The 22,190-nt window shown below is 54.0% G+C and carries 21 protein-coding genes; 8 read left to right on the forward strand and 13 right to left on the reverse strand.

What is annotated here, in order from left to right:
• Positions 1-270: 270 nt before the first annotated feature.
• Positions 271-1,545, reverse strand: coding sequence for an adenylate/guanylate cyclase domain-containing protein (locus ACR0KS_RS20195; protein ID WP_170485266.1), 1,275 nt, complete (start codon positions 1,543-1,545; stop codon positions 271-273).
• A 434-nt stretch (positions 1,546-1,979) separates the two neighbouring features.
• Here ACR0KS_RS20195 and ACR0KS_RS20200 point away from each other — a divergent pair, with 434 nt between their 5' ends.
• From ACR0KS_RS20200 to ACR0KS_RS20215, 4 genes are all read left to right on the forward strand, one after another.
• Positions 1,980-3,080, forward strand: a complete 1,101-nt coding sequence (locus tag ACR0KS_RS20200; RefSeq protein WP_170464504.1) for an alpha/beta hydrolase — start codon at positions 1,980-1,982, stop codon at positions 3,078-3,080.
• A 33-nt stretch (positions 3,081-3,113) separates the two neighbouring features.
• Positions 3,114-4,112 (forward strand): Lnb N-terminal periplasmic domain-containing protein, encoded by a 999-nt coding sequence (locus tag ACR0KS_RS20205; RefSeq protein ID WP_170568190.1) that lies wholly within the window; start codon positions 3,114-3,116, stop codon positions 4,110-4,112.
• 378 nt (positions 4,113-4,490) lie between these two features.
• Entirely contained in the window at positions 4,491-6,128 is a 1,638-nt protein-coding gene (locus ACR0KS_RS20210; protein WP_170568191.1) for a hypothetical protein, read from the forward strand.
• Between the two features lie 122 nt (positions 6,129-6,250).
• Positions 6,251-6,457: a hypothetical protein gene (locus ACR0KS_RS20215; RefSeq protein WP_480693329.1), complete on the forward strand. Its 207-nt coding sequence runs from the start codon at positions 6,251-6,253 to the stop codon at positions 6,455-6,457.
• Positions 6,458-6,521: 64 nt separating this feature from the next.
• On the opposite strand, the gene ACR0KS_RS20220 is transcribed toward ACR0KS_RS20215, so the two are convergent.
• The 3 genes from ACR0KS_RS20220 to ACR0KS_RS20230 all read right to left on the reverse strand — a co-directional run bounded on the left by ACR0KS_RS20220 (position 6,522) and on the right by ACR0KS_RS20230 (position 9,269).
• The gene (locus ACR0KS_RS20220; RefSeq protein ID WP_170555297.1) at positions 6,522-7,334 is read right to left on the reverse strand and encodes a helix-turn-helix domain-containing protein; all 813 of its coding nucleotides are present in this window, start codon (positions 7,332-7,334) and stop codon (positions 6,522-6,524) included.
• Between the two features lie 113 nt (positions 7,335-7,447).
• On the reverse strand, positions 7,448-7,840 hold the full coding sequence (locus ACR0KS_RS20225; protein ID WP_170798927.1) for a substrate-binding domain-containing protein: 393 nt from the start codon (positions 7,838-7,840) through the stop codon (positions 7,448-7,450).
• A gap of 77 nt (positions 7,841-7,917) precedes the next feature.
• Positions 7,918-9,269, reverse strand: a protein-coding gene (locus tag ACR0KS_RS20230; RefSeq protein WP_170568192.1) for an IS3 family transposase whose coding sequence is annotated in 2 segments (ribosomal slippage) — positions 7,918-8,933 and positions 8,933-9,269 — 1,353 coding nt in all. Because the reading frame shifts where the segments join, the coding sequence is not laid out codon by codon here.
• 196 nt (positions 9,270-9,465) lie between these two features.
• Here ACR0KS_RS20230 and ACR0KS_RS20235 point away from each other — a divergent pair.
• Positions 9,466-9,711: a hypothetical protein gene (locus ACR0KS_RS20235; RefSeq protein WP_170555301.1), complete on the forward strand. Its 246-nt coding sequence runs from the start codon at positions 9,466-9,468 to the stop codon at positions 9,709-9,711.
• 316 nt (positions 9,712-10,027) lie between these two features.
• Positions 10,028-10,660 carry a tyrosine-type recombinase/integrase gene (locus ACR0KS_RS20240; RefSeq protein WP_170568193.1) on the forward strand — a complete coding sequence of 211 codons (633 nt, stop codon included), beginning with the start codon at positions 10,028-10,030 and terminating at the stop codon, positions 10,658-10,660.
• A gap of 199 nt (positions 10,661-10,859) precedes the next feature.
• On the opposite strand, the gene ACR0KS_RS20245 is transcribed toward ACR0KS_RS20240, so the two are convergent.
• From ACR0KS_RS20245 to ACR0KS_RS20280, 8 genes are all read right to left on the reverse strand, one after another.
• Entirely contained in the window at positions 10,860-12,377 is a 1,518-nt protein-coding gene (locus tag ACR0KS_RS20245; protein ID WP_170486025.1) for an aldehyde dehydrogenase family protein, read from the reverse strand.
• 34 nt (positions 12,378-12,411) lie between these two features.
• On the reverse strand, positions 12,412-12,756 hold the full coding sequence (locus tag ACR0KS_RS20250; RefSeq protein WP_010442245.1) for a cupin domain-containing protein: 345 nt from the start codon (positions 12,754-12,756) through the stop codon (positions 12,412-12,414).
• Positions 12,753-13,118, reverse strand: a complete 366-nt coding sequence (locus tag ACR0KS_RS20255) for a cupin domain-containing protein (RefSeq protein ID WP_170463251.1) — start codon at positions 13,116-13,118, stop codon at positions 12,753-12,755. The genes ACR0KS_RS20250 and ACR0KS_RS20255 overlap by 4 nt, the downstream gene beginning before the upstream one ends.
• The gene (locus tag ACR0KS_RS20260; protein WP_170486026.1) at positions 13,115-14,401 is read right to left on the reverse strand and encodes a nucleotide disphospho-sugar-binding domain-containing protein; all 1,287 of its coding nucleotides are present in this window, start codon (positions 14,399-14,401) and stop codon (positions 13,115-13,117) included. Before ACR0KS_RS20260 ends, ACR0KS_RS20255 begins: the two co-directional genes overlap by 4 nt.
• A gap of 24 nt (positions 14,402-14,425) precedes the next feature.
• Complete coding sequence (locus ACR0KS_RS20265) at positions 14,426-15,487, reverse strand: ABC transporter ATP-binding protein (RefSeq protein ID WP_170486027.1); 1,062 nt, start codon at positions 15,485-15,487, stop codon at positions 14,426-14,428.
• Positions 15,484-16,266, reverse strand: coding sequence for an ABC transporter permease (locus tag ACR0KS_RS20270; protein WP_170486028.1), 783 nt, complete (start codon positions 16,264-16,266; stop codon positions 15,484-15,486). Before ACR0KS_RS20270 ends, ACR0KS_RS20265 begins: the two co-directional genes overlap by 4 nt.
• On the reverse strand, positions 16,266-17,120 hold the full coding sequence (locus ACR0KS_RS20275) for an ABC transporter permease (RefSeq protein WP_170463247.1): 855 nt from the start codon (positions 17,118-17,120) through the stop codon (positions 16,266-16,268). Before ACR0KS_RS20275 ends, ACR0KS_RS20270 begins: the two co-directional genes overlap by 1 nt.
• 78 nt (positions 17,121-17,198) lie before the next feature.
• A complete protein-coding gene (locus tag ACR0KS_RS20280; protein ID WP_170486029.1) occupies positions 17,199-18,269 on the reverse strand; it encodes a polyamine ABC transporter substrate-binding protein in 1,071 nt (356 codons plus the stop codon).
• On the opposite strand from ACR0KS_RS20280, the gene ACR0KS_RS20285 reads away from it, so the two are divergent.
• Both ACR0KS_RS20285 and ACR0KS_RS20290 read left to right on the forward strand, forming a co-directional pair.
• A complete protein-coding gene (locus tag ACR0KS_RS20285) occupies positions 18,253-19,371 on the forward strand; it encodes a GntR family transcriptional regulator (protein WP_170486030.1) in 1,119 nt (372 codons plus the stop codon). The two genes, ACR0KS_RS20280 and ACR0KS_RS20285, sit on opposite strands and share 17 nt — an antisense overlap.
• A gap of 4 nt (positions 19,372-19,375) precedes the next feature.
• Positions 19,376-20,674, forward strand: coding sequence for a nucleotide disphospho-sugar-binding domain-containing protein (locus tag ACR0KS_RS20290; RefSeq protein WP_480693330.1), 1,299 nt, complete (start codon positions 19,376-19,378; stop codon positions 20,672-20,674).
• A gap of 367 nt (positions 20,675-21,041) precedes the next feature.
• On the opposite strand, the gene ACR0KS_RS20295 is transcribed toward ACR0KS_RS20290, so the two are convergent.
• The gene (locus tag ACR0KS_RS20295; RefSeq protein ID WP_170555646.1) at positions 21,042-21,569 is read right to left on the reverse strand and encodes a hypothetical protein; all 528 of its coding nucleotides are present in this window, start codon (positions 21,567-21,569) and stop codon (positions 21,042-21,044) included.
• Positions 21,570-22,190: the final 621 nt, after the last annotated feature.

A 22,190-nucleotide genomic window follows, 5' to 3' on the forward strand; every position in this document is an offset into this window, starting at 1 on the left:
GTCTATTCACTCTTGGAGCTGGCCCATCCATGTCTGGAGCTACAAATTCGTGCATTGCCGGACATATTCTGAAAGGCGCAGACCGTGTATTCAGAGGCGTCAATCGGCCTTGCGAGGTTTCAGACACCGCTTGAGGGGTTCTCGATGGAACATAGCACCAGCCATCCAACCAATGCAGTCCGACGTCTGTTTCGAGCCCAAACCTGACCGGTTTCATTCCAGTACCCGCGCCTAAACGAATGATTGCCAATCGCCTAATTCAATTGAGCGTTATGTGAAGATTTCGTAAGTAAAGACATCTAAGTCTTCCTCAAAACCCCGCAGAGAATACCGCCCCAATTTTTTTGGCCCTTCAGATACCAAGTTCACAAAATCGCCCGTTGCTAAAAGCCGCGCCTCCAGTTTTCGCGTCAGGCCCTCTAACCTGCTGGCTATCGCGACTGATGGCCCGGTAACCGTAAAATCCAAGCGCTTTTCAGTGCCAACATTCCCGTAAACGGCCGCTCCAGTGTGCAAACCAACCCCAAATTCAACACGGTCTGATGGATCAAGTTCTTCATTTCTTTGGAACGCTTCACGCGCGGCGGACAGGGCTGCTTCGCACATGTCTTCGGGTAGTCTTCGTTGACCATCAAAAGGAAAGATCGCAAGCAACCCATCGCCAACGAATTTAAGAACCTCTCCGCCGTGATCGTGCACCGCCCCACCGACACAATCGAAGAATTGGTTAACCGTCGCGACATATTTTTCCGAAGACAAGCGCTGGCTCAAAGCCGTAGAGCCGCGCATATCGCTGAACAAGAGAGCACAGTCAATTGTGCTAACATCTCCCCGGGCTATTTGACCGTTCAGTACGGATCGACCGGACAACTTGCCTAGATAGACCTCCATCAACTCAGCTGCCAAGAACTGCTCCGACAATACACGCGCTGCACCAAGCAAAGGTAAAGATAGCCGCGACAGGCCATCTACCTCACGGTCTGTGAAGCCAGAACGACGCTTTGTAGCAAAAGACACAGACGCGCCCAAAGCCCACTCCACCTCTCCGTCAAAGACAACGGTACGATTGCCGAATGGTGCACTGCATACGACATAGTCGGTGACACCTGCTTCAGCGAGTTTTCGGAATAGCGGAAATTTGTCACGGGTCGCACGGTCAGTCAGATTTGCTCGCATGAAAGGAAACTTGATTGTGCCGTTGGCAAGTCCGTCCGCCAAGTCCCAAACTTCCTCATTAAAGTGCTGTTTCGCAATCTCATTGGCCAATTTCGAATTCTCTCCGAAGGGTGCTTTGTCGAAGAGATCAGCCGTTACAGAGCTGCGTGGAAGAACCGTCCATTCAATACGATGGTTCGACGCATCCCACGTTGCATCGAGTAATCCAATTACAGGGTGCATCATCAGGCGGCCCAAGGAAACACGCGTGACCGGCACGCCACCATCGATCAGCCTGTTACTTAACTGCTCGACTAGCCCACCAAGATCAGCATCAAAAAAGGCCAGCTTTTGCAGCCAATCTGCAATGCGGTCGAAAACATCCGCCATAACTTACACCTCCACCATCATCTTGTTACAGCCGAAGGCTCGTGTCATTCGGTTTGTCTTCGAACGCTCAATTCTCTAGCGATAGGTTTGCAAATTCTCACGCGCGTGCGCTCGCAATGTTGGCCAAAGCCCGTCAATTTTTCGAGCTACGAAAAAGTGCTGGGCGCAACATTCGATAGAAAAATGTGACTATTCAACTCTAAAGTACTCTTTCCAAGGTCCTGTGCAGCGGTGCAACTAACGGCCGCTTTGTCCGCATAGCAGTCTTTGTAGCCGCCTGCAGAGAACGGCTAGTCTCAGCCCAGAGCAGACGCTTTCGATATATGCTTTCCTATCACAAACGGAAGCGACCCGGCCTTCGATTTTTTGTCTAGTTGCGTCTCGCATAGTACCTGCATTAAACAGCTTTTTGCCAATCCTGTGGGATACGAACTATGCGCCACCTAATCATATTGTTTTTGTTCAAATCCTTGCTTCTTGCTGGCTGCGGCAGGCCACCAGAACTCGTCGGAGTCGATAACCCGGAGACGCCGGTATCTTCGGTTTCAGGAGCATCGCGCCATAAGATTTTCCTGGCGTCTACCCGGCAGGCAAGTGAGACAGTTGGTGCGTTTTTCTCTGCGGAACGTGCACCCGACCTCGGACTGGCATCGGTTGTTGTATCGGTCCCGCCAACGCATGTCACAGGAGAACTGACCCGGCCTAAGCGGCTCCCACCTGACCCAAGGACCGAGTTCGCCATTATCGAACCCACAATTTACAACTCTGAGAATGCCTTTGTGGCGTCCGTGAATGCGGAACTGGCAAAACGAAAACCCGGGGAGCGCGATATTCTGTTTTTTGTACATGGTTACAACAACACAACAAGTGACGCGCTGCTCAGACTTGGTCAGTTTGTTGAAGACACCAACTTTGAAGGTGTAGCCGTTTTGTACGATTGGGCATCGGCGGCTCAACTCAGTCGTTATGTCTATGATCTGAACAGCGCATTGATTGCCAGATCAGGCGTAGCTGACATCGGCAACATATTGGCCAGAACAAATGCAGAAGGCTACGACGTTTTCGCGCATTCGATGGGCGGATTTCTGATCATGGAGGCCCTCAGAGATCAAGCCGCCAGAGGCACGTTCAACACGTCCGGCAGGCTTCAGAATATAATTCTGGCCTCACCCGATATCGACTTGGATTTGTTCACTGTGCAATTGGAAGAAATAGACACCAAACTTGAGAATTTTTTCGTCTTGTTGTCCGAAGACGACAGCGCCTTGCGCACGTCCCGCCGCATTGCAGGAGGCGTGCCACGCGTAGGAGCAGCTAATGCTACGGATCTGGCAGAGCTGGGAGTTGTCGCAATCGACCTAACAGCGATTGACGACTCTTCTTCCGGCAGTCATTCCAAATTTGCGGGCTCTCCAGAAGTGGTTCAACTGCTTGGTAGAGGATTGAACAACGCAGGGACATTCTCAAGGCATGCCCGCGCAACGCAGTTGGACGAGCTGCTAGCCGGTGTTCCGATCAGGATTGAAGTACAGTAGTCAGCAAAGAGCGTCTCAGGGATAGAAGCAGTTATGATACGCGTGCTGAGATTTCTTGTTGTCATGTTGATCGCGATGGTCGCGCTGGGCTTCACTGCTTGGGGTGCTGCCGCACTATGGTTTCGTGCCCCTGGAAGCGACATGGTACAATCGGCGTTAAGCGGATCCTTTGCACTGCTTGGTTCGAGCTCGGTTGTGATTTGGTTGTGGCAAGGGCGTATAGAAACGCAAATTCCATTCGTGATTGCTTCCATCGCCCTGATCATTTGGTGGTCCAGTCTACAGCCGCCTTCCAACGGAAACTGGTCACCAGATGTTGCCCGGCAAGTGACCGGTAGCATCAATGGGGACATCCTGACGCTAGACGGCGTTCGCAATTTCGACTGGCGCAGCGACGGTAGTTTTGACGAAAACTGGGAAACCCGGGCGTACGACCTGAGCAAGCTAGAAACCACCGACCTCTTTTTGTCGTATTGGGCCGGTCCGGAGATGGCGCATTTTATTCTGAGTTTCGGCTTTTCTGACGGCCAGTATCTGGCCTGGTCAATTGAAGTACGACGCCAAGCGGATGGTGCATTTTCACCGGTCGCTGATGCGTTCAAGGAAAACCCAATCGTCATAGTGGCGGCAACGGAACTGGATGTCGTCGGTTTGCGCACGAACATACGCAAAGAAGATGTTCAGCTGTTTCGCCTCGGCCCAGATCCGGACGTCGCCAGAGAGTTGTTGGAAGAGTATGTTCGTGATGCAAACATCCTTGCAGCGGAACCACATTGGTACAATTCGATCGCAACCAATTGCACGACCGTTGTCGTCAAAATGATGCACGCAATTGGGAACGGCCCGCCCTTGGACTGGCGTATTGTCGTCAATGGTTATTTGCCGGAGTACGGTTACGACCGCGGTTCCCTGAACACAGATTATTCCATCGAAGAACTGCGTACGCTCGGCAGTATTTCCTCAAAGGGGCAGGCATTTGGGCTCCGAGCAGGTTATTCTAACGCGATCCGACAGGGTGTACCCGCTAAGTAAACCCAACTTAGCCACTTCGGACTTTGCGTTTTAGCAATTGCGGCTTTGTCCGCAACGCAGACGTTCACGGAATTCTGCCGAATGACCGCACCGAGCCCAAAGCGGCCTTTATCTATCTATGCCTTTATCGGAGAATTGGGTTTTCTGGACCGATCACTCCAAATCACTATTTTGGGTCATCAAAGCCAACTTGGCGCATGTCAATTCCGGCTAGGTGTTGGAAAATGGGACCGAGAAATGTAATCTCTGCTCAGCTCCATTGATTGGAGATGAAGTGGCCTGCATGCCGCTAGACCGTTCAGAAGGACGTCGAACGCGATCGTTCGAAATTTGACGGTTTTGAATAAGACGGTCATTTTAAAACGCTGGGGGGGAAGCATGAGCTATTTCGACCTTGGGACCTATTCACGGCCCGGCGCATCCGCATCAAATGAAGCGCAAACGTGGTTCGACCGCGGTCTGAATTGGACCTTTGGCTTCAACCACGAAGAGGCGGCGGATTGTTTTCGCAAGGCAATTGCAGCGGATCGCACCTGTGCGTGGGCCTACTGGGGGTTGGCCTTTGCGATTGGTCCGAACTACAACAAAGAGTGGGATTTTTTCGAGCATGAGGAGCGGATCTCGGTCCTGAAAGAAGCGCACGAAGCCCTGTCGACGGCCAAGGCGCAAGCAGGTATCGACACAGTCGCCGCGGCGATGATTGAGGCGCTTACGGCGCGGTATCCGACCGACCCGGAAGTCGAGGATTTCGGTCCGTGGAACGACGCCTTCGCTGATGCGATGCGCCCGATCTATGCGGCCCACCCGAACGACCTTGAGGTCGCGACGATATTTACCGAGGCGTTGATGAACCGCACTCCCTGGGGGTTTTGGGACATTGAGAAAAATCAACCGTCAGACGGCGCGTCGACAGAAGAGGCGCGAAACGTTCTCGAAACCGCATTCTCAAACAACGCTGGCGCTTGGGACCATCCGGGGTTGTTGCACCTCTATATCCACCTAATGGAGATGTCGCCTTGGCCCGAGCTGGCCCTGTCGCATGGGGATCGCCTGCTGGACCTTGTGCCGGACTCTGGGCATCTGGTGCATATGGGGACGCACATCGACGTGCTGTGCGGTGACTACCAGAATGTCATTTGGCGAAATCACCGGGCCGCGGAAGTTGACGAAGCATATGAAGCCTACGCTGGAGCCCAGAATTTCTATACTGTCTACCGTTTGCATAACATCCACTTTGAGGCCTACGGCGCGATGTTCATGGGGCGTAAGTCGCAGGCGCTTGCCGCTGCAACGCGGCTGCAGGAAGTCCTGCCGCGCGAAACGGTCGCGTACCTTCCCGAATTGTTTGAAGCCTTCTGGGGTATGCGTATTCACGTGATGGTGCGGTTCGGCATGTGGCAGGCGCTGTTGGATGAGACGCTTCCTGAAGATCAGGCGCTGTTTTGCTTCACTACCGCTCTGACCCTTTACGGGCGCACCGTCGCCCTGGCCAACTTGGGGCGCATCGACGAGGCCCGGGCGGAATTTGACAAATTCCGTGCTGCGCAGGACAAGGTCGGCGAGGATCGCTTCATGTTCAATAACGAAGCCCGCGACGTCTTGAAAATTGCAGCGGCCATGGCCGAAGGCGAGTTGCTATACAAATCAGGCGAGGTTGAGAAAGGCCTTCTACGTCTGGAGGCGGCCATCGCTGCGTCTGACGGGCTGGTCTACGATGAACCCTGGGGCTGGATGCAACCACCGCGGCATGCGTTGGCTGCCCTGCTAATGGATCAGGGCCGGTTCGCCGAGGCCGAGCTGATCTATCGCGCCGATCTGGGTCTAGATGATACCCTGCCGCGCCCGGTTCAGCACCCGCGCAACGTCTGGTCGCTCCACGGGCTGCACGAGTGCCTTGAGGCCCGCGGAGAAGAGGTTGAGCGGCGCCACGTCACGGAATTACTTGACCAAGCGCTGGCAAGGGCAGAGGTTACCATCCGAGCATCGTGTTATTGCAGAAGCGCTGCGGCAGAATAGGTGCGATGGAAGGTAATTTGGTTCCACTCGCAGTACAATTCACGAAGCGAACCAAAAATTGGGGTTTTGAAACCGCATCAATCGACTGCTTTGAGCCCAAGCCAGCCAGTTTCGACTTCTCGATGAATGTCCGAAACCAGGATGCGGTTTTGGCCTTGAATTGCGCCGATCAAAGCGGGCGTGCTGCAATCTGCGGCTTTTTGACAGTGAAAGCAGCGGTTGCGGCTCTGTACGGCGAAGAGGTTCCAGGTCTGATCGACACAGGTTTCTACTACTACGATGCCTCGAACATTGATGACCCCAAGATTTCGGCCGTTCTGCACGATTGAGGGGAACGACACTCTCAGTCCGGCCTGCTTTATCGGTGGGCCGGACACTTTCACCTCTAGTTTGTCAGGAGAATTGATACCAAAGCGTGCGGGGCAGTGGCATTCGGGTCGCGACGCTGGCTTGTAACTGAGCTGCCGTCGTTTTGAGCGCATCAATGACAAATTCACGCCGGTTGTTGATCAGGGCGGACGCGAAATGTGGAATCGTCAGAGAAGCGATCACGGATTGTCCCATACCATGACGGATAGGTGTCGAAATCTCGCTTATGGCGTTGCTCTCGGGACTGCCGAGCGAAATGTAGTTCTGATCGGCGCAAACTGACGCCTGATCTGAAAACTCTTGCAGAGACTCCTGGCTTTCACCTGATGCTATTCTGCGAAGATACGCCAAGCGATCTTCGCCGGAGGCAATTTCCGAAAGAAAACACGCCCCGGCCGATGTCTGAAACACGGGCGTTGTGTAACCGACCTGCACCGTGACACCGTAGTTTTGCGACGACGAGACACTGTTGATCACAATCAACTCGTCTTTGCCATTGGGCACCCAAAGGTGGTTGGACAGTTCGATCTCTTCCGCCAACCGGTTCATGTAAGGTTCAGCCAATTCTGCCAATTTACTGTTGTCTGTACGGTCTCCACCCAGCAGAGCAAGCTTTCCGGTCAGTTTGAACAGGTCGCCTTCCTGACGGTCGATATACCCACGTTCCTCCAGCACTATCATCATGCGAAAGATTTCGTTCTTTGAACGACCAATACCCTGTGCAAGCTGCGACAAGGTAGGGGCAGTGTCCGACAGCGACAGAAACTCAAGAATATCCAATCCCTTCTCCAAAGCAGGAGCGGAGTATTTTTGGAGTTTCGTTTTTTGCTCGGACATTCGCGGCACCTTTTTTCGAAGCTTTCTCAAAAAAGACAGCAGGGGCGCAAGCCCCTGCGTGTCCGACCGGCCACCCCGACAGGGAGGAGAAAGGAAACCGGTCTGATCGGTTTTTATAGTCCGTTCTTCTTCAGGATTTCACCTGCGTTATCGGCAGTGATTGCCTCGGTGCCCATGACGACCGACTTTGGCACTTCTTCACCTTTCAGGTGCTTCAGAGCCTGACGCAGTCCTTCGGCGCCCGGGGTCGGATACAGGAATGTGGCCGACAGTTCGCCATTGGCTACCCAGGTCACGCCTTCACCTGGCAGGGCGTCAACACCAATGAAGATGATGTCATCTGCGCGGCCCGCGTCTTTGGCGGCCAGATAAGCGCCATAGGCCATCGGATCGTTGTGGCCATAAACCATGGTGATGTCTTCATAGTTGCGCAAGGCGGTCGACATGATGTCGTACGCCTGATCTTGTTTCCAATCGCCTGATTGCTGATCGAGCAGGAAGGACACGCCTGTCCGTCGTCAGGGATTTTGGGACAGATGGCCGCCTGAGCTAAGAGAGGATCTGGCTCATCTGGTTGGTTTGATTATGCGGCGGATTTGCGGTGAAGCAAGCGCCGGGTTTCGATGGTCTTTAGTTTGATCCTTTCTCGCTGTTTCAGAATGGTCTGGCCGCGCCCGAAGTAGACATCGGCCGGTGTGAGGTTTTGCAGGCTCTCGTGATAGCGCCGGTGGTTGTAGTGGTCGACAAAAGCATCGATCTGCTGCTGGAGGTCACCGGGCAGATAGTAGTTTTCCAATAAGATGCGGTTTTTGAGAGTCTGGTGCCAGCGCTCGATCTTGCCTTGGGTCTGTGGGTGATATGGCGCGCCTCGGACATGATCCATTTTCTGATCTTCCAGCCATTCGGCAAGCTCACCAGAGATGTAGCTGGACCCGTTGTCGCTGAGCAGGCGTGGTTTGTGCAGCACCGTTGCCTGATCACAGCCTGAGGCTTGCAAGGCGAGGTCCAGTGTGTCGGTCACATCCTCGGTCTTCATCGTCGCACAAAGCTTCCAGGCGATGATGTATCGGCTGTAGTCGTCCAGGATCGTGCTGAGATAGAACCAGCCCCAGCCGATCACCTTCAGATAAGTAAAGTCGGTCTGCCAGAGCTGGTTCGGCCGTGTTGTCTTGTCCTGGAACTCGTCTGCGGCTGACAAAACCACATAGGCTGGGCTGGTGACCAGATCGTAGGACTTGAGGATGCGATAGACCGAAGCCTCGGACACAAAGTACTTTTCTGTGTCGGTGAAGCGGACAGCTAGTTCTCGCGGTGACAACTCGCTTTCCTGCAAAGCCAGACCCTTGATCTTTTCGCGCACGGATTGAGGAATACGGTTCCAGACCCGCGACGGCGTGGGTCTACGATCTTCAAGCGCTTCGGGGCCACCGACAAGATATCGGTCGTACCAGCGATAGAAGGTGGTCTTCGGAATGCCCAGCTTTTCCAAAGTGCGTTTGGTCGGCAGATGCGATTGCTCAACCAAGCGGATGATTTCCAGTTTTTCGGATGCAGGATATCTCATTCGTTGTCGTCCCCATCCGCGATCATGCTTTTTTTGAGCAGGCGCAGTTCCAGGGCTTGTTCTGCCACAACTTCTTTCAGATCGCGGGCTCCACGACGCAGGTCTTTGACCTCGGTCGAGGTCGCGGCACGTGCCGTGTCACCGGCCAGCCGCTTCTTGCCCGCCTCAAGGAATTCTTTGGACCAGCTATAATACAGACTTTGTGCAATACCTTCACGACGGCACAGCTCTGCAATGCTGTCCTCGCCTTTTAGGCCATCCAGAACGATCCTGATCTTCTCTTCTGCGAAATACTGTTTGCGGGTCGCGCGGCGGATGTCTTTTACGACCTTCTCACCGTGGCTCTGCTTGGTTCCGGGTTTCTTTCTCATCTCCACTCCTTGGCGGTTACGATGAGCCAGAAACCCTCTCTTATCAAATCGACCTAAACTGTCCCATTGGTGCTGACGTCAGACAGTCAAGGGGCGTTTTAAACGCCATTGGATTGGGAACCAGCCTGGATTGGCAAAAGCGTCTTACTATGACCTGTACAACGATCCGCGAGAAGTCCAACCGAAGATGCTCCCTATGTTCCCGACAAAAGGAATGTTCGACGTCATGAAAGCGCGACACGAAATGTGGATGGAGGAATACCCCAACAACGAAGAGGCTTTCGGGTTCCCGTTTACAGGCATTGAAAACGCGCGTGCCAAAACACTGGAACACGCCCAACCGCGGTTCTCACCGGATGAGGTGCCATTCGATGTGGAAGGCGCGTTACGACGCGCCCGTCAAAACAGCGAATACCTTGAGCAGTATTGGGGACTGCAGTAGTTTCATTTTGTACTTCCGCCGCTGTGAAGGTGGCGGAAGTACATCACCTTGTCTTTCGGAAAAACAAGGCTGACTTTTGCGCAATTCATCTACCGGTGCGTTTGTATTCGCTCCGCCGCCAGTGTCAGCTTCATCCGCAAAGCGGTCATAGGCTCGTATTCATCGGACGTCCGACTTTATCAGAAGTGGCCATTGAGTATTTTAAACTGCAGTTTGAAATGCGCGCGATCGGTTTCTGTGATGGCAAAGACAGTAAAGTGCGCTGGTTGGCAGGGTGCCGATGCCTGGCGTGGGAGGGCTGGATGGAGACTTCACCATGTCCAGTATTCAGCTTCCAATAATCAGACCGTCTCAACCGCCGTGGAACAAGAACCGACTAATTGGTCAGAAACGTCCACTCCTGCCAAGACAGGTTTGGGCAATTCGTGCGCGGCTCGAACTCGCCGAGAACCCGCGCAACCTTGTGCTGTTCAATCTTGCTATCGACAGCAAACTTCGCGGTTGTGATCTTGTTCGCATGAAAGTGGCGGATCTGGTCGTTGCCGGAGCAGTTCGAGACCGCGTATCGATCGTCCAGAGCAAGACAGGCAGGCCAGTTCAGTTCGAAGTGTCCGAGAACACGCGAAGATCGATTTTTGAGTGGGTCAGATCGCCCGCCATGCTTGGTCGCGAGTTCCTCTTTCCAAGCAGGTTCCACAGTTCTTCGCACATTTCGACTCGGCAATACGCACGTCTCGTGCACAGCTGGGTGGCGGTCATCGGACTGGATCCTTGTGGGTACGGAACGCATTCTCTTCGGCGGACAAAAGCTGCGCTGATCTATCGGAAGACTGGCAACCTTCGGGCCGTCCAGCTCCTGCTTGGACACACCAAGGTTGACAGTACGGTCAGGTACCTTGGGGTCGAACTCGACGACGCGTTGAGCATCTCGGAGAAGATCGACATCTGACGGTTTGACGGACGGCAGCAGCCGTTCGTCATCTCAAAACGGGTTTCGTCATCTCAAAACGGGTTCCGAAGTTTAGGCGCGAACGGCCGCTCCTTCGGATACCAGACTTTGGATTATTTGCGTTAAATGACCGCCATGCGGACAATCCTGCCGTTATCTCATCTTCAGTTGTAGAGTCGATCAGGTCGCACCGATCACCCTAGCCGGTGTGCTTTCTCCCGCCCTGTACGTCATCTGAATAGAACCAGTCGTCGGGATATGGATACCACCAATCCGCCTCCTTCGCCTTTGGATCAATCACGACCATCTTGGGTCGTCTGAAAGCCTCGAGGCCTTGAAGGCCTAGCGTGCGCCCAAGCCCAGAATTCTTGACGCCGCCAAAAGGCAAGGCATCGTTGTCTACGAGCGGGTTGTTGACCCAGACCATCCCCACCTGTAGCTTGTTCACCCCTTGAAATGCCTCGTCCAAGTCGCCGGTAAACAGGCATCCGCCAAGACCGAATTGTGACGCGTTTGCCATTTCAAGCGCTTGGTCAAAGTCGCTCACCCGAATGACCGAGGCGACTGGCCCAAAGACCTCTTCCTGAGTTAGCGCCATGTCCGTCGTGACGCCGGTCAGGATCGTTGGTTCGAAAAACCAACCCGGCCCGACGTCATCCGGGATACCGCCTCCTACCTCAACCACCGCGCCTTTCTCAGTTGCATCGCGCACTAGCCGCTCGACCTTGTCGCGCACCCCCTTGGAGACCAAAGGTCCGATTTCCGCCACCCCCATGCCGTCACCGATGCGCAGTTTCCGGGTTCGGGTCACGAATTCATCGACAAAATCGTCGTACACGTCATCCACTACAAAAATCCGTTCAGACGATGTGCAAACCTGGCCCGACTGCAAAAATGCAGCGGTAACCGCCCCGGCGGCAGCGACCGCGATGTCGGCGTGTTTACTGACGATCAGTGGATCGCTTCCCCCAGCCTCGATCACTGCGGGTTTCAGGTTCTCTGCTGCGGCCACTGCGACTGCACGACCTGTCGGCACGGACCCTGTAAAAGCGACCACATGGGTTTTGGGGCTGGCAATCAGCTGTTTGCCCACGTCTGCCCCCCCCGGCAGGCAAGCTATCAGGTCTTGGGGCAACGCTCGAAAAAACTCCATGAACGCCATCGTGCACAAAGTTCCTGCGGGTGAGGCTTTCAACACTACACCGTTACCTGCGGCAAGTGATGCGGCCATCGACCAGCAGCCAAGAATGAGGGGAAAATTGTACGGAACCACATGCACGGATACGCCGTAGGGCTCGAATGTCTGATACTGAAAAGATCCAGTTTGCATCGTGCCGGCGATCTTGCCAGCGTCATTGCGCGCCATCTCGGCATAGTACCGGAAAACCGGCGGGATGTTCGCAATCTCGCCGATCGATTCAGGGTAAGGTTTGCCCGTTTCCAGTGTCATCAAGCGGGCGATCTCAGTCATGTCGCCGCTATCGATGTCGTTGGCGATCTGGTGCAATACCCGCGCGCGAGACTTGCAGTCCATTGCAGACCACTTCCTTTGCGCCGCATTGACCCGGTCCAGAACCTGGTCCACGATCTGCGACGACGGTTCACCAAAAACCCCGACGGGCTGCAAGGTAGACGGGTTGAACAGAGTGGTCCCACCACCCTCCAATGGCACATGCTTGGGGTTAAGGTAGTAGCTGGATTTGAACGGGTCACGCATTTGGCAGCCTCCTTATTTGACAGGCATTGAGCCGTTAGCGGATCATGTACACTTTCTTGACCGTCTCGTGGACAGTGCAAACGCCTTTCCAGTCCTGCGGAAAAAAGGCCGCCGTATCGGGCGTAATCTCAATTACCTCGCCGCTTTCATGGACATAGGTACAGCGGCCTTCCAGAAAGTGGCAGAACTCGTCCTTGGTGACGTGACATTCCCACTTACCGGGAGTGCAGACCCAAAGGCCGCATTCTGACTGGCCGTCAGGCCCCTTGTGGATCAACTTTCCCGAGGTGCGGGATTGCCCTTCAATCATCGTCGGGATTACCCCCCAATCGACAAGATCAGTCTGCTGGAGCGGGTTTTGCATACGTGGCGTGGTCATGTTTCAGGTTCGCGATCCGTTAGGTAGTAGGTGTTGCGCAATGTTTCCTCGACAGTGCATTCCCCTACCCAACCGGCGAGGAATAGTACGGCCGTTCCGGGCGTAACTTCGATGCTTTCGCCTGCATCCGACCGATAGACCGCGCGGCCTTGCACAAAATAGCAGAACTCGTCACGCGGTATCGTTAGGCGCCAGCGGCCTGGAGTACAGACCCATGCGCCGATCTCCGGCCGGTTGTCAGGACCCTTGTGAACCAGCATACCCGATGAATGCGACTGGCCTTCAATCATGTCCGGCTGTAGCCCCCAGTCCGTGAGGTCGGTGCGGGTCGAGATTTCCGAAAGATGCGGGGCGCTGCTCATTCCGCGGCTTTCAGGATTTCGTCGAGAATGCCAGCTGCCTTGGTCGGGCCATGCCGTGACTGCATGTGAGCAGAGGTTGCCGCCATCTTCGCCTGCATTCCTGGATCGTTGATACATTTGTCGAGGGCAATAGCCAATTCATCATCGGTCCAGTCGTATCGGTGAAACCCGAACCCGTGGCCGGTTTCCTGAACACGGGTGGCGTTATCGTGGCCGTCCCAGACATAGGGCATAATGATTGCTGCTTTGCCGAAATATAGGCACTCTGTGAACGAGTTGTTACCGCCATGATGTATCACCGCGTCAACCTGCGGAATTACCGAAGGCTGGGGATACCAGCTCTGTATGTGCACGTTGTCGGGAATGTCTGTGTATTCGTCAATGTAATCCCCGACATTTACGAGCGCCCGGTAGGGCAACCTGGAAATGGTCGAAATGATCCTCTTTAGCAGGTCGGTGTCGCCTGCGCCAAGCGACCCGAAAGATACATAGAGAAGTGGTTTGTCATTGTTGGACTTAAACGTTGGCACCTCAAAGGGTTCTTCTTCGCGCACGCAACCTTCAAGATACTGAAACCGGTTTGGGTCCAGTGGGTTCTGCCGTTCGTACTTTGCCGGCTCGGGATAAAGCAGAAGGTTCATTGTGGGCGACGCTTCGAAAAACTCTCCAATCGGATAGGCGTCTTCGTTGCATCTGGCTAGGAACGCATTGTAGTCGTCGTGGATCGGCTTGATCACATCGTGGAACTTTGCCTCATAGGCCTCCATGCCCTCGCGGTCATCCACCCGGCAGCCCGATAAGTGCGGCGGCACAATCGGGTCCGGGATTTCGTTTTCGGAACATGAGATGATCCGCACCCACGGTACGCCGAACTGCTTGATGGCTGGGAACATAATGACATTATCCACGCAGATCATATCTGGTTTGATTTTTGCCAATACCTCGGGCAGATCTTTTTGCGCCCATTTTGCGCTGTCGACGATCGCCTCCCAGCAATCCTTGACGTAGTTATCGATCTGGTCGATCGGGGCTTTGCGAAAATTTGGGATGTGACCGTTGATGAAATCCTCCCAGAACTTTGCCATCGCCTCGGGTTCCATCGGCTCGGACAGGGCAACAGGATGCGCCTCAAACCCATAACCTTCATATACCTCGACAAAGCCGGGATCGCTTAGAAATACAGCCTTATGGCCCAGTTTCTCGCAGGCCTGCGCGATGCCAACCGAATTCAGCGCAGGGCCAAAGGCAGCTTCGGGGAAGAAGGCGATGGTTTTCTGTGACATTGTAGGTCTCCGGTTAGATTTGGCTTAGCAGTTGGGAAGGATGCGGGAATGTTTCGCGTCCCATACGCAGTGGACATCCTGACCCGGCTGGATATTTTCACGGTCGGCTTGGCTGGCGGGAACGCGGGCGGAAAGGGTGCTCCTCCCGCCGCAAACGCGTACATGCACACCCAGGTCTGACCCGTGATAGGCGACTTCTTCAACAGTGCCGGGAAGGCAGTTGCGTCCATCTTGAGGGGCGGTCTGCATCAGGCTGACCCGTTCCGGGCGCACAGCGATCGTTGCAGCACCGCGCAGCTCGGAAACGCCCCTCAGCATTCCCGCCCCGTCGACATCGACACCGCCGTCGACGGCGTTACCATCCAGAAAGTTCATCACGCCGATAAAATCTGCAACAAAGCGCGATCCGGGGTGTTCGTAGAGCTCGTGAGGAGTACCGACCTGCGCCAGCTTGCCATCATGCAAGACCGCGATCCGGTCGGCCATGACTAGGGCCTCTTCCTGGTCATGGGTCACAATTAGAAATGTAATCCCCACCTCGTGCTGCAACCGTTTGAGCTCCAGCTGCATCTCTTCTCGTAGTTTCTTGTCCAGAGCTGAAAGGGGCTCATCCAGCAACAGGACTTTTGGCCTTTTGACCAGCGCGCGCGCCAAAGCAACCCGCTGTCGCTGCCCACCAGAAAGCTTATCCGGCTTGCGCCCGGCAAATCCCGAAAGTTTCGCACTTTCCAGAACCTCGGCCACTCGCGTGGCAATTTCGTCCATGGGTAATTTCTCCATTTCTAACCCATAGGCGATGTTTTTTTCGACGCTCATGTGCGGAAACAAGGCATAGGATTGGAACATCAGGTTCAGGGGCCGCCTGCTGGGACGTATGTTTGTCACGTCCTGCCCGGCAACGATTACCTGTCCTTCCTGTGGCGTTTCGAATCCTGCCAGCGTCCGCAATAGTGTGGTCTTGCCGCAGCCCGATGGGCCCAAAAGTGCAAAGAACTCGTTATCGCGAATATCCAGTGAAACATTGTCGATCGCGGTCACCAAACCGTATCGCTTTGTTATATTCCTGAGTTGAATCCCTTGGCTCATCGGCTGAAAACCTCTTTGTCGGCACGCTGCGCGAAGAAGACCAGCGTGAACGAAACGAACATGACGATGGTAGCCATCGCATTGATTTCCGGCGTGACGCCAAATCGGATCATTGCGTAAATCTGCATCGGCAACGTGGTCGAGGATTGCCCAGCACCGGCGGTAAAGAAGGCAATAATGAATTCGTCCACAGACAGGGTGAAAGACAACAGCGCCCCGGCGATAACCCCCGGCGCGATGGCGGGCAGCAGGATGCGGCGAAAGGTGGTAAATTCGCTGGCCCCAAGGTCGGCGCTGGCCTCAAGTATCGAATGGTCGAAATTGCGCATCCGCGTACGCACCACGGCGACAACAAAGGCTATGTTAAAAACGACATGGCTGAGGATGATCGAATGAAGCCCCAGCGTCATGTTGAGTAGGGTGAAAAAGGACAAGAGCGCGATGGCCAGAACTATGTCGGGGATGATCATCGGTGCGAACAGAACCGCGTCTAGAACTGAAGAATTACGCCGTGTCTCGACACCGACCGCCAAAAGCGTGCCGATTATTGTCGCCAGAACGGTCGAGATTAAGGCCACGATTAGCGTGTTGCGCGCCGCCGACAGTATTGGATCCGCGGTAAACAACTTGCCGTACCATTCCAACGAAAACCCGGTCCATACAGTTGGAAGTCCGGCCCGGTTAAAGCTTAACGCCATGAGCACAAGGATCGGCACATAGAGAAAGGTGTAAAACAAAACCAGGTGCAGCTTCAGGCCCATGTTGGATCGGTCCCGCATCAGTCCTGCCCTCTCTGTCCCGCTGCGCGATTGGCCAATACCGCCTGTGCGAACAAAAGCCCCATCATAATCGCAATCAGGAACATCGACAGCGTTGCTCCGAACGGCCAGTCGCGGGCGCTCAGGAACTGGTCATAGATCAGGTTTCCAACCATCTGAAGTCGCCCGCCACCAAGCAAATCGGGCGTAATGAAATTGCCGATCGACAATACAAAAACAAAGACACCACCTGCCGCAATGCCGGGAACGGTCTGTGGCAGTATCACCCGGTAGAAAGTGGTCCAAGCGGGCGCTCCAAGATCTTCCGAGGCTTCTATGGTTTCGACATTTATGCGGTTCAGCGACGAATAGATCGCCAGAACCACAAAGGGGGTGTAGTTGTAGACAAGCCCAACGATCACCGCGAAATTGTTATAAAGCAGAGACAGCGGCTCATCGATCAAGCCTGCCCCCTGGAGAGTATTATTGATCAAGCCCTCGCGGTTAAGCATCACGATCCAGGCGTAAGTGCGGATTAGGTAGTTGGACCAGAACGGCAGGATCACCAAGATCAGTAAACCGGTCTGCCAACGGCGCGGCGCCAGCGTGATGGCATAGGCCGCCGGATAGGCGATCAGGATCGCGATTATCGTGGCTAGAAATGCGATCTTGGCCGAGCGTAAGAAGATCCCAAGGTAAAGAGGATCGGCGGCCCGCACAAAATTTTCAAATGTAAAGACGTGGTCGATGCCGCCATAGATACCGCGTTCAAAAAACGCATAGGTAAAAATAAGACCACACGGCACCACCATAAGAAGCGCAAGCCAGCCCAAGCCCGGCCCCAGCAAGATCACCGATTTCAGTCGATTGGTCATATTCTTGGCAATCTGTGGAGTGATGTCGTACAGGCCCGACCCTTTGTTCGGGTCGGGTTTTGCTCAGGGTTTGATCACTTACTGTGCGGCCATGATTTCGGTCACGGTCCGTGCAAAGGGTTTCTGGCCATTGCCGAGATCGCGCAACTGCTCATACTTGGTAAGGTCTGCAGGCGACATTCCCATGTTCGGGAAGGTTTCGATCAAGGAGGGGTCCAGCGCCTCCATTGCAGCCTTGTTCGGCGTTTTGTAAAGGATATTGCTGGCAACCCAGACACCGACGTCCGCGCCCAAGACATAGTTCACAAAGGCATGCGCCGCATCTTTGTTTTCAGATGCATCCGCGATGACTAGCGCATCTACCCACAGATCCGATCCTTCTGATGGTATCGTGTACTTGATGTCCGCGTTTTCACCGATGCCGTAGTTGCACCAGCCATCCCAGGCGTGAACCATCGTTGCCTCGCCCGATACCAACTTCAGATAAAAAGTTGCGTCGTCGTAGGCCAGCAGATCCTGCTTCGCCGCAACCAGCAGGTCCTTTGCAGCCGCCAACGTCTCATCCGACGTATCGTTCAGCGACTTTCCGAGGGCTAGCGCAGCAGCCCCCATCAGCCAGCGATCCGTCGAGAGCATTGTCACTTTGCCTTTAAGGTCGTCAGAGGGTTTGAGCAGATCGTTCCACGAAGTTGGCTCTGGCATCAGGTCTGACCGGTAGCATAAGCCCGTCGTGCCCCAAGCGTATGGCATTGAATAGTTGTTGCCCGGATCATGGGCTAGTTCTTTAGCTTCGCCATACAGGTTAGAGGCATTCGGAACCTTGTCGTGGTCGATTGCAGCCACCAGCCCCAGGTTGTTTAACGCCTCGGCAAAAGGTGACGAGACGAAAAGAACGTCGTAGCCCTTTCCTCCACCGGCTACGACCTTGCCCATGATTTCTTCGTTAGTGCCATGCACCGAGAGCTCGGCCTCGATACCGGTTTCCTTGGTGAAATTCTCCAGCAGGTCCGGCGGCATGTAGCCGTCCCAGTTCGAGATCACGATTTTTTCTGCTTGGGCCGCTCCGGCGAATACGCTGAGTGCGCAGGTCGCCCCGGCGGTGAGCCAAGCAAATGGCAAACGGAACGAATTGGTGAACTTGTTGGTCATGTCTTCCTCCCTTGACATCCGCGCTCGCTTCTGGGGCGAGATATATAATGCAATCACGGTATTTTTTGATGAAATAAAACTCAACAATTTTTTGAATCATTTTTGTATGGCCCGGAGAAGCCATTTAAGATACCGTTTTTATTGTATATTAACTGAGTGTGACGAAAGCCGTCTTCTTATGCCACCAAGCAAATACTTGAAACTTGCTCAAAAAATACTGGATGTTGCGATGGATCTCGATTTGCATCAGGGCGACAGACTGGTGGAAAAAACCCTTGCTGATTCGTGCAGCGTCTCTCGCACTCCGGTTAGATCCGCATTGAGGCTGCTGGAAAAGGAGGGGATGGCACGCAAAGCGGCAGAAGGCGGGTTTGTCCTAGAATGCGAACCCGAAAAGGGGCATTCGATACTCAACCAGCATGCGGTCAGAGCAGGCGTGGATCTCGCTGGTGCCATCCTACGAGATCGCGGCGCCCGACGCCTGGACGGTGCCATCAATGTCACAGACCTGATCCGCAGATATTCGGTTTCCCGCAGCGCTGCACAGCGTGCGCTCGAAGCCCTCCTGGCCCAAGGCGTGATTCAGAAAGCCGAAGGTCAATCCTGGGTTTTTACGCGCATGCCGGGAGACCGCTCCGGACGAATAGAGAGCTACGAATTTCGTCTGATACTGGAACCGCAGGCCATTCTGTCCGACGGTTTCAAGTTGGACACCAAGCGCGCCGATCTGGTCCGCAGCCAGACCGAAGCGCTTCTGGCGCAGTCGGAAAACTCTTTCAATAGCCAGGATTTCCAAGACGCGGATCTTGCCTTTCACAAGCTCATCGCTCGATCGTCCGGAAACCAGTATCTAGCTTCTGCTCTCATGGCCCATCATGGGTTGCGCCACCTGCCAGGCGGATCATTCGGTATGATCGACTTTCGGATGAGGCAGGCGCTCGATGAACATCTGCGTATCCTTGATTTCATCGAACAGGATCATTTCGATCTTGCGGCGGATCAGATGAGGGTGCACTTGCGGCTTTCAATGCACCAAAGGCCCAGCGTCGCCAATCGTGGTGCTCCGGCGCTAGTCCAAGCAACCCGCGGGTCAATCCGGTGAGTGAATGATGAACCGCAAGGAAGCACCCGTAATCGCGTTTTTCCCCGAAGCTAGTTTTGGGGCTGCACTGAATTGTGTGGGGATCGCTCAGGAACTTCGCGCAATGGGTGCACACCCCGTTTTCCTCACCCACGGTGGCTTTGGTGGCGTATTCGCAGATTACGGTTTTGACGAGTTCGCCGTCCCTGTTCAGTCAGAGTTGACAGAAGAGGAAACCCAGACCTACTGGCAGGAATTCCTGAGCCATCATCTGCCGCATTTTAACATGCATCCAACTGACCAACTAACCACCTATGTAGAGCCCGTTTGGAACGCAATCGTCGAGACAGCGGAATCGGTCGAACAGGGGTTGGAAACGGCGCTAGAGCGGATCAACCCAGATGTCGTCGTCCTCGACAACGTCATCATGTTCCCGGCCATCGTACGATCCGAGTGCCCATGGGTCAGGGTTATTTCTTGCGCGGAAACCGAGTTGCCAGACAACTGCCTACCGCCGTACCTGTCCGGTCTGCCGGCATCTGACGCTGCCGGGTGTGCGGCATTTCGAGACCAGTACCTGGAGACCCTTGGCCCAATTCATGCTCGCTACAACAAATTTCGCCAGGATAAGGGGCTTGAGCTATTGCCTGAAGGTGAGTTCCTAGAAACATCACCGCATCAAAACCTTCTTTTAGCGCCATCTATCATTCGCCATGATCGTGATCAGGTGCTGGACTCTGGACAATTCACCTTTCTCGAAGGCTGCGTTCGCCAGGAAGGTCCTTACCGTGTACCTCAAATGCCCCGTAACGACGGGCCTCTGGTGTACGTGAGTTTTGGCAGTCTGGGCGCCATGGATGTCCCATTCTTTGAGAGCCTGTTCGACGTATTCAAGACAATGGACATGAGGTTTCTGGTCAATGTCGGGGCCCAAATCGATGCCTATTCCAGAGTCCCAGACAATGTTCATCTGCAGGAATGGTTCCCGCAGCCTTCCGTGGTTGAACAATGCGATCTGTTTATTCACCACGGCGGCAACAACAGCTTTTGCGAAGCGCTGTATTTCGGGGTCCCGTCGCTGATCCTTCCCTATTGCTGGGACGGACACGATAACGCCCAGCGGGCAGTTGAGACCAGTGTCGGACTCAGGGTAAATCGATGGGATTGGACACCGGATCAGTTGGATAATTCGATTAACCAACTCCTTGGGGACGCGGAGATGAAGGCCCGGCTGGCTGCGAACTCAGAGATCATGCAGTTGAGAAAGTCGGTTCAGTTAGCTGCTCAGAAAATTCTGGATTGTGTAAATCCTAACCGAATCTAGGTTATTCCCGTCGATCATCCGTTTTGTCATGAAGGATGGAAGGGTGCATCGCAATGACCTCTAAATCACTGAACCTAACGTGTCGGTTTGGGCTCAAGGCAGTCATCTGAGAGTTTTTGTCAGATGACGGCTTAAAAACGGATAGCGGTCATTGTTGGCGGCCATTCCGAGAAATTTCGCCTGTAGGTCTGCATTCAACGGCAGCGGACATTCGCTGAAATCTTCTGAACGGCAGAGTTGCGGGACAAAGCAGACATAGGCTCAGCGGTTTTTTGTCCTTTGGTGCGAAACACGGCACTGTTTCTCTTTCGACCCATTAAAGAAGGCCCCCCGCAAAGCGAGGGGCCTTAACCAAGGTTACAATCGATTAGCCGGCGACGGCAGCGTTGCATTCACGGGCTTTGTCGATAGCTTTTAGAGTTCCATCAAGGCTTACGTCGAATGTGTTGGCATCCTCAGGCATCACTGTCATGACGTAACGCTTCTGAATATCTTCAACAAAGTCGGGATTGTTAGCCAGCAAATAGCCACCCTTGTAGTCGCGCGCGAGGTTCGAAGGTGCTGCAGTGGCGTCGCCAACATAAGCTTTGTCATCTAGACGCAGATGTACTTTGTTGTCCTTGAACTCTAAGTCGGCCTTAGTGAAAACACCGACATAGCCGAACTCTTTATCCGCGGTCAGGCCCATCTGCACCACGTTTTCATTCTCGTCAACGCGCTCGATCAGACAGGCATTTCGGCTCTTGTCTACATAAATTGTCCAGCCGGACTCTTCGCCCCATTTTTCAAATTCCGCGTTGTCCTTCGGCAAAACCCCATCATCGGCAAGAGCCACGCATGCGGTACCGAGAAAAATTGCAGTGCTTGTCATCAGAGTTTTTATGATATTCGTCATGGTTGATCCTCCCAAAAAAATTGAATGTGATTTGCAATAACGCCTTAGGAAAATAACCGGGGCCAACTTTTGCGACAACAGTTTTCCGCTGCCATCATTAAGCGAGTATCGGAAGAGCAATTGCTATGGACTCAAATCGCTCATTTGCCGAAATATCGCCAGTGACCACCTTACGGACTTTGCAGCCATCCGCATTTTTGCTTCAGAGGAACGCATTCTGCCCAAACCAGTCAAATCGGGCCAACCATGCCCATGTTTGATCACCCTGGTGGACCCAACTTGTTTTTCTACACAGACAATACCAAAGAGTCGCCATTCGTTTTTTCTCCCAAGCTCCCGAAGCATAAGAATCTGGTATTTTTTTTAGATGTATACTTTTGGACGTTTCGTCAGCAGAAAACGTCGGAACTCAAAGTCAATTCGGGCTCGAAACAGATGTCCGACAGCATTGGTTGGATAGCTGGTGCTATGTTCCATCGAGAACCCTTCAAGCGGTGTCTGAAACCTCGCGAGGCCGATTGACGCCTCTGAATACACGGTCTGCGTCTTTCAGAATATGTCCGGCAATGCACGAATTTGTAGCTCCAGACACGGATGGGCCAGCTCCAAGAGTGAATAGAA

The organism is Ruegeria sp. BC7, assembly GCF_056539165.1.

Coding starts and splice junctions, on each gene's coding strand:
- ACR0KS_RS20195 (WP_170485266.1), bottom strand. CDS start 1,545: ATGGCGGATGTTTTCGACCGCATTGCAGATTGGCTGCAAAAGCTGGCC.
- ACR0KS_RS20200 (WP_170464504.1), top strand. CDS start 1,980: ATGCGCCACCTAATCATATTGTTTTTGTTCAAATCCTTGCTTCTTGCT.
- ACR0KS_RS20205 (WP_170568190.1), top strand. CDS start 3,114: ATGATACGCGTGCTGAGATTTCTTGTTGTCATGTTGATCGCGATGGTC.
- ACR0KS_RS20210 (WP_170568191.1), top strand. CDS start 4,491: ATGAGCTATTTCGACCTTGGGACCTATTCACGGCCCGGCGCATCCGCA.
- ACR0KS_RS20215 (WP_480693329.1), top strand. CDS start 6,251: ATGAATGTCCGAAACCAGGATGCGGTTTTGGCCTTGAATTGCGCCGAT.
- ACR0KS_RS20220 (WP_170555297.1), bottom strand. CDS start 7,334: ATGTCCGAGCAAAAAACGAAACTCCAAAAATACTCCGCTCCTGCTTTG.
- ACR0KS_RS20235 (WP_170555301.1), top strand. CDS start 9,466: ATGTTCCCGACAAAAGGAATGTTCGACGTCATGAAAGCGCGACACGAA.
- ACR0KS_RS20240 (WP_170568193.1), top strand. CDS start 10,028: ATGTCCAGTATTCAGCTTCCAATAATCAGACCGTCTCAACCGCCGTGG.
- ACR0KS_RS20245 (WP_170486025.1), bottom strand. CDS start 12,377: ATGCGTGACCCGTTCAAATCCAGCTACTACCTTAACCCCAAGCATGTG.
- ACR0KS_RS20250 (WP_010442245.1), bottom strand. CDS start 12,756: ATGACCACGCCACGTATGCAAAACCCGCTCCAGCAGACTGATCTTGTC.
- ACR0KS_RS20255 (WP_170463251.1), bottom strand. CDS start 13,118: ATGAGCAGCGCCCCGCATCTTTCGGAAATCTCGACCCGCACCGACCTC.
- ACR0KS_RS20260 (WP_170486026.1), bottom strand. CDS start 14,401: ATGTCACAGAAAACCATCGCCTTCTTCCCCGAAGCTGCCTTTGGCCCT.
- ACR0KS_RS20265 (WP_170486027.1), bottom strand. CDS start 15,487: ATGAGCCAAGGGATTCAACTCAGGAATATAACAAAGCGATACGGTTTG.
- ACR0KS_RS20270 (WP_170486028.1), bottom strand. CDS start 16,266: ATGCGGGACCGATCCAACATGGGCCTGAAGCTGCACCTGGTTTTGTTT.
- ACR0KS_RS20275 (WP_170463247.1), bottom strand. CDS start 17,120: ATGACCAATCGACTGAAATCGGTGATCTTGCTGGGGCCGGGCTTGGGC.
- ACR0KS_RS20280 (WP_170486029.1), bottom strand. CDS start 18,269: ATGACCAACAAGTTCACCAATTCGTTCCGTTTGCCATTTGCTTGGCTC.
- ACR0KS_RS20290 (WP_480693330.1), top strand. CDS start 19,376: ATGATGAACCGCAAGGAAGCACCCGTAATCGCGTTTTTCCCCGAAGCT.
- ACR0KS_RS20295 (WP_170555646.1), bottom strand. CDS start 21,569: ATGACGAATATCATAAAAACTCTGATGACAAGCACTGCAATTTTTCTC.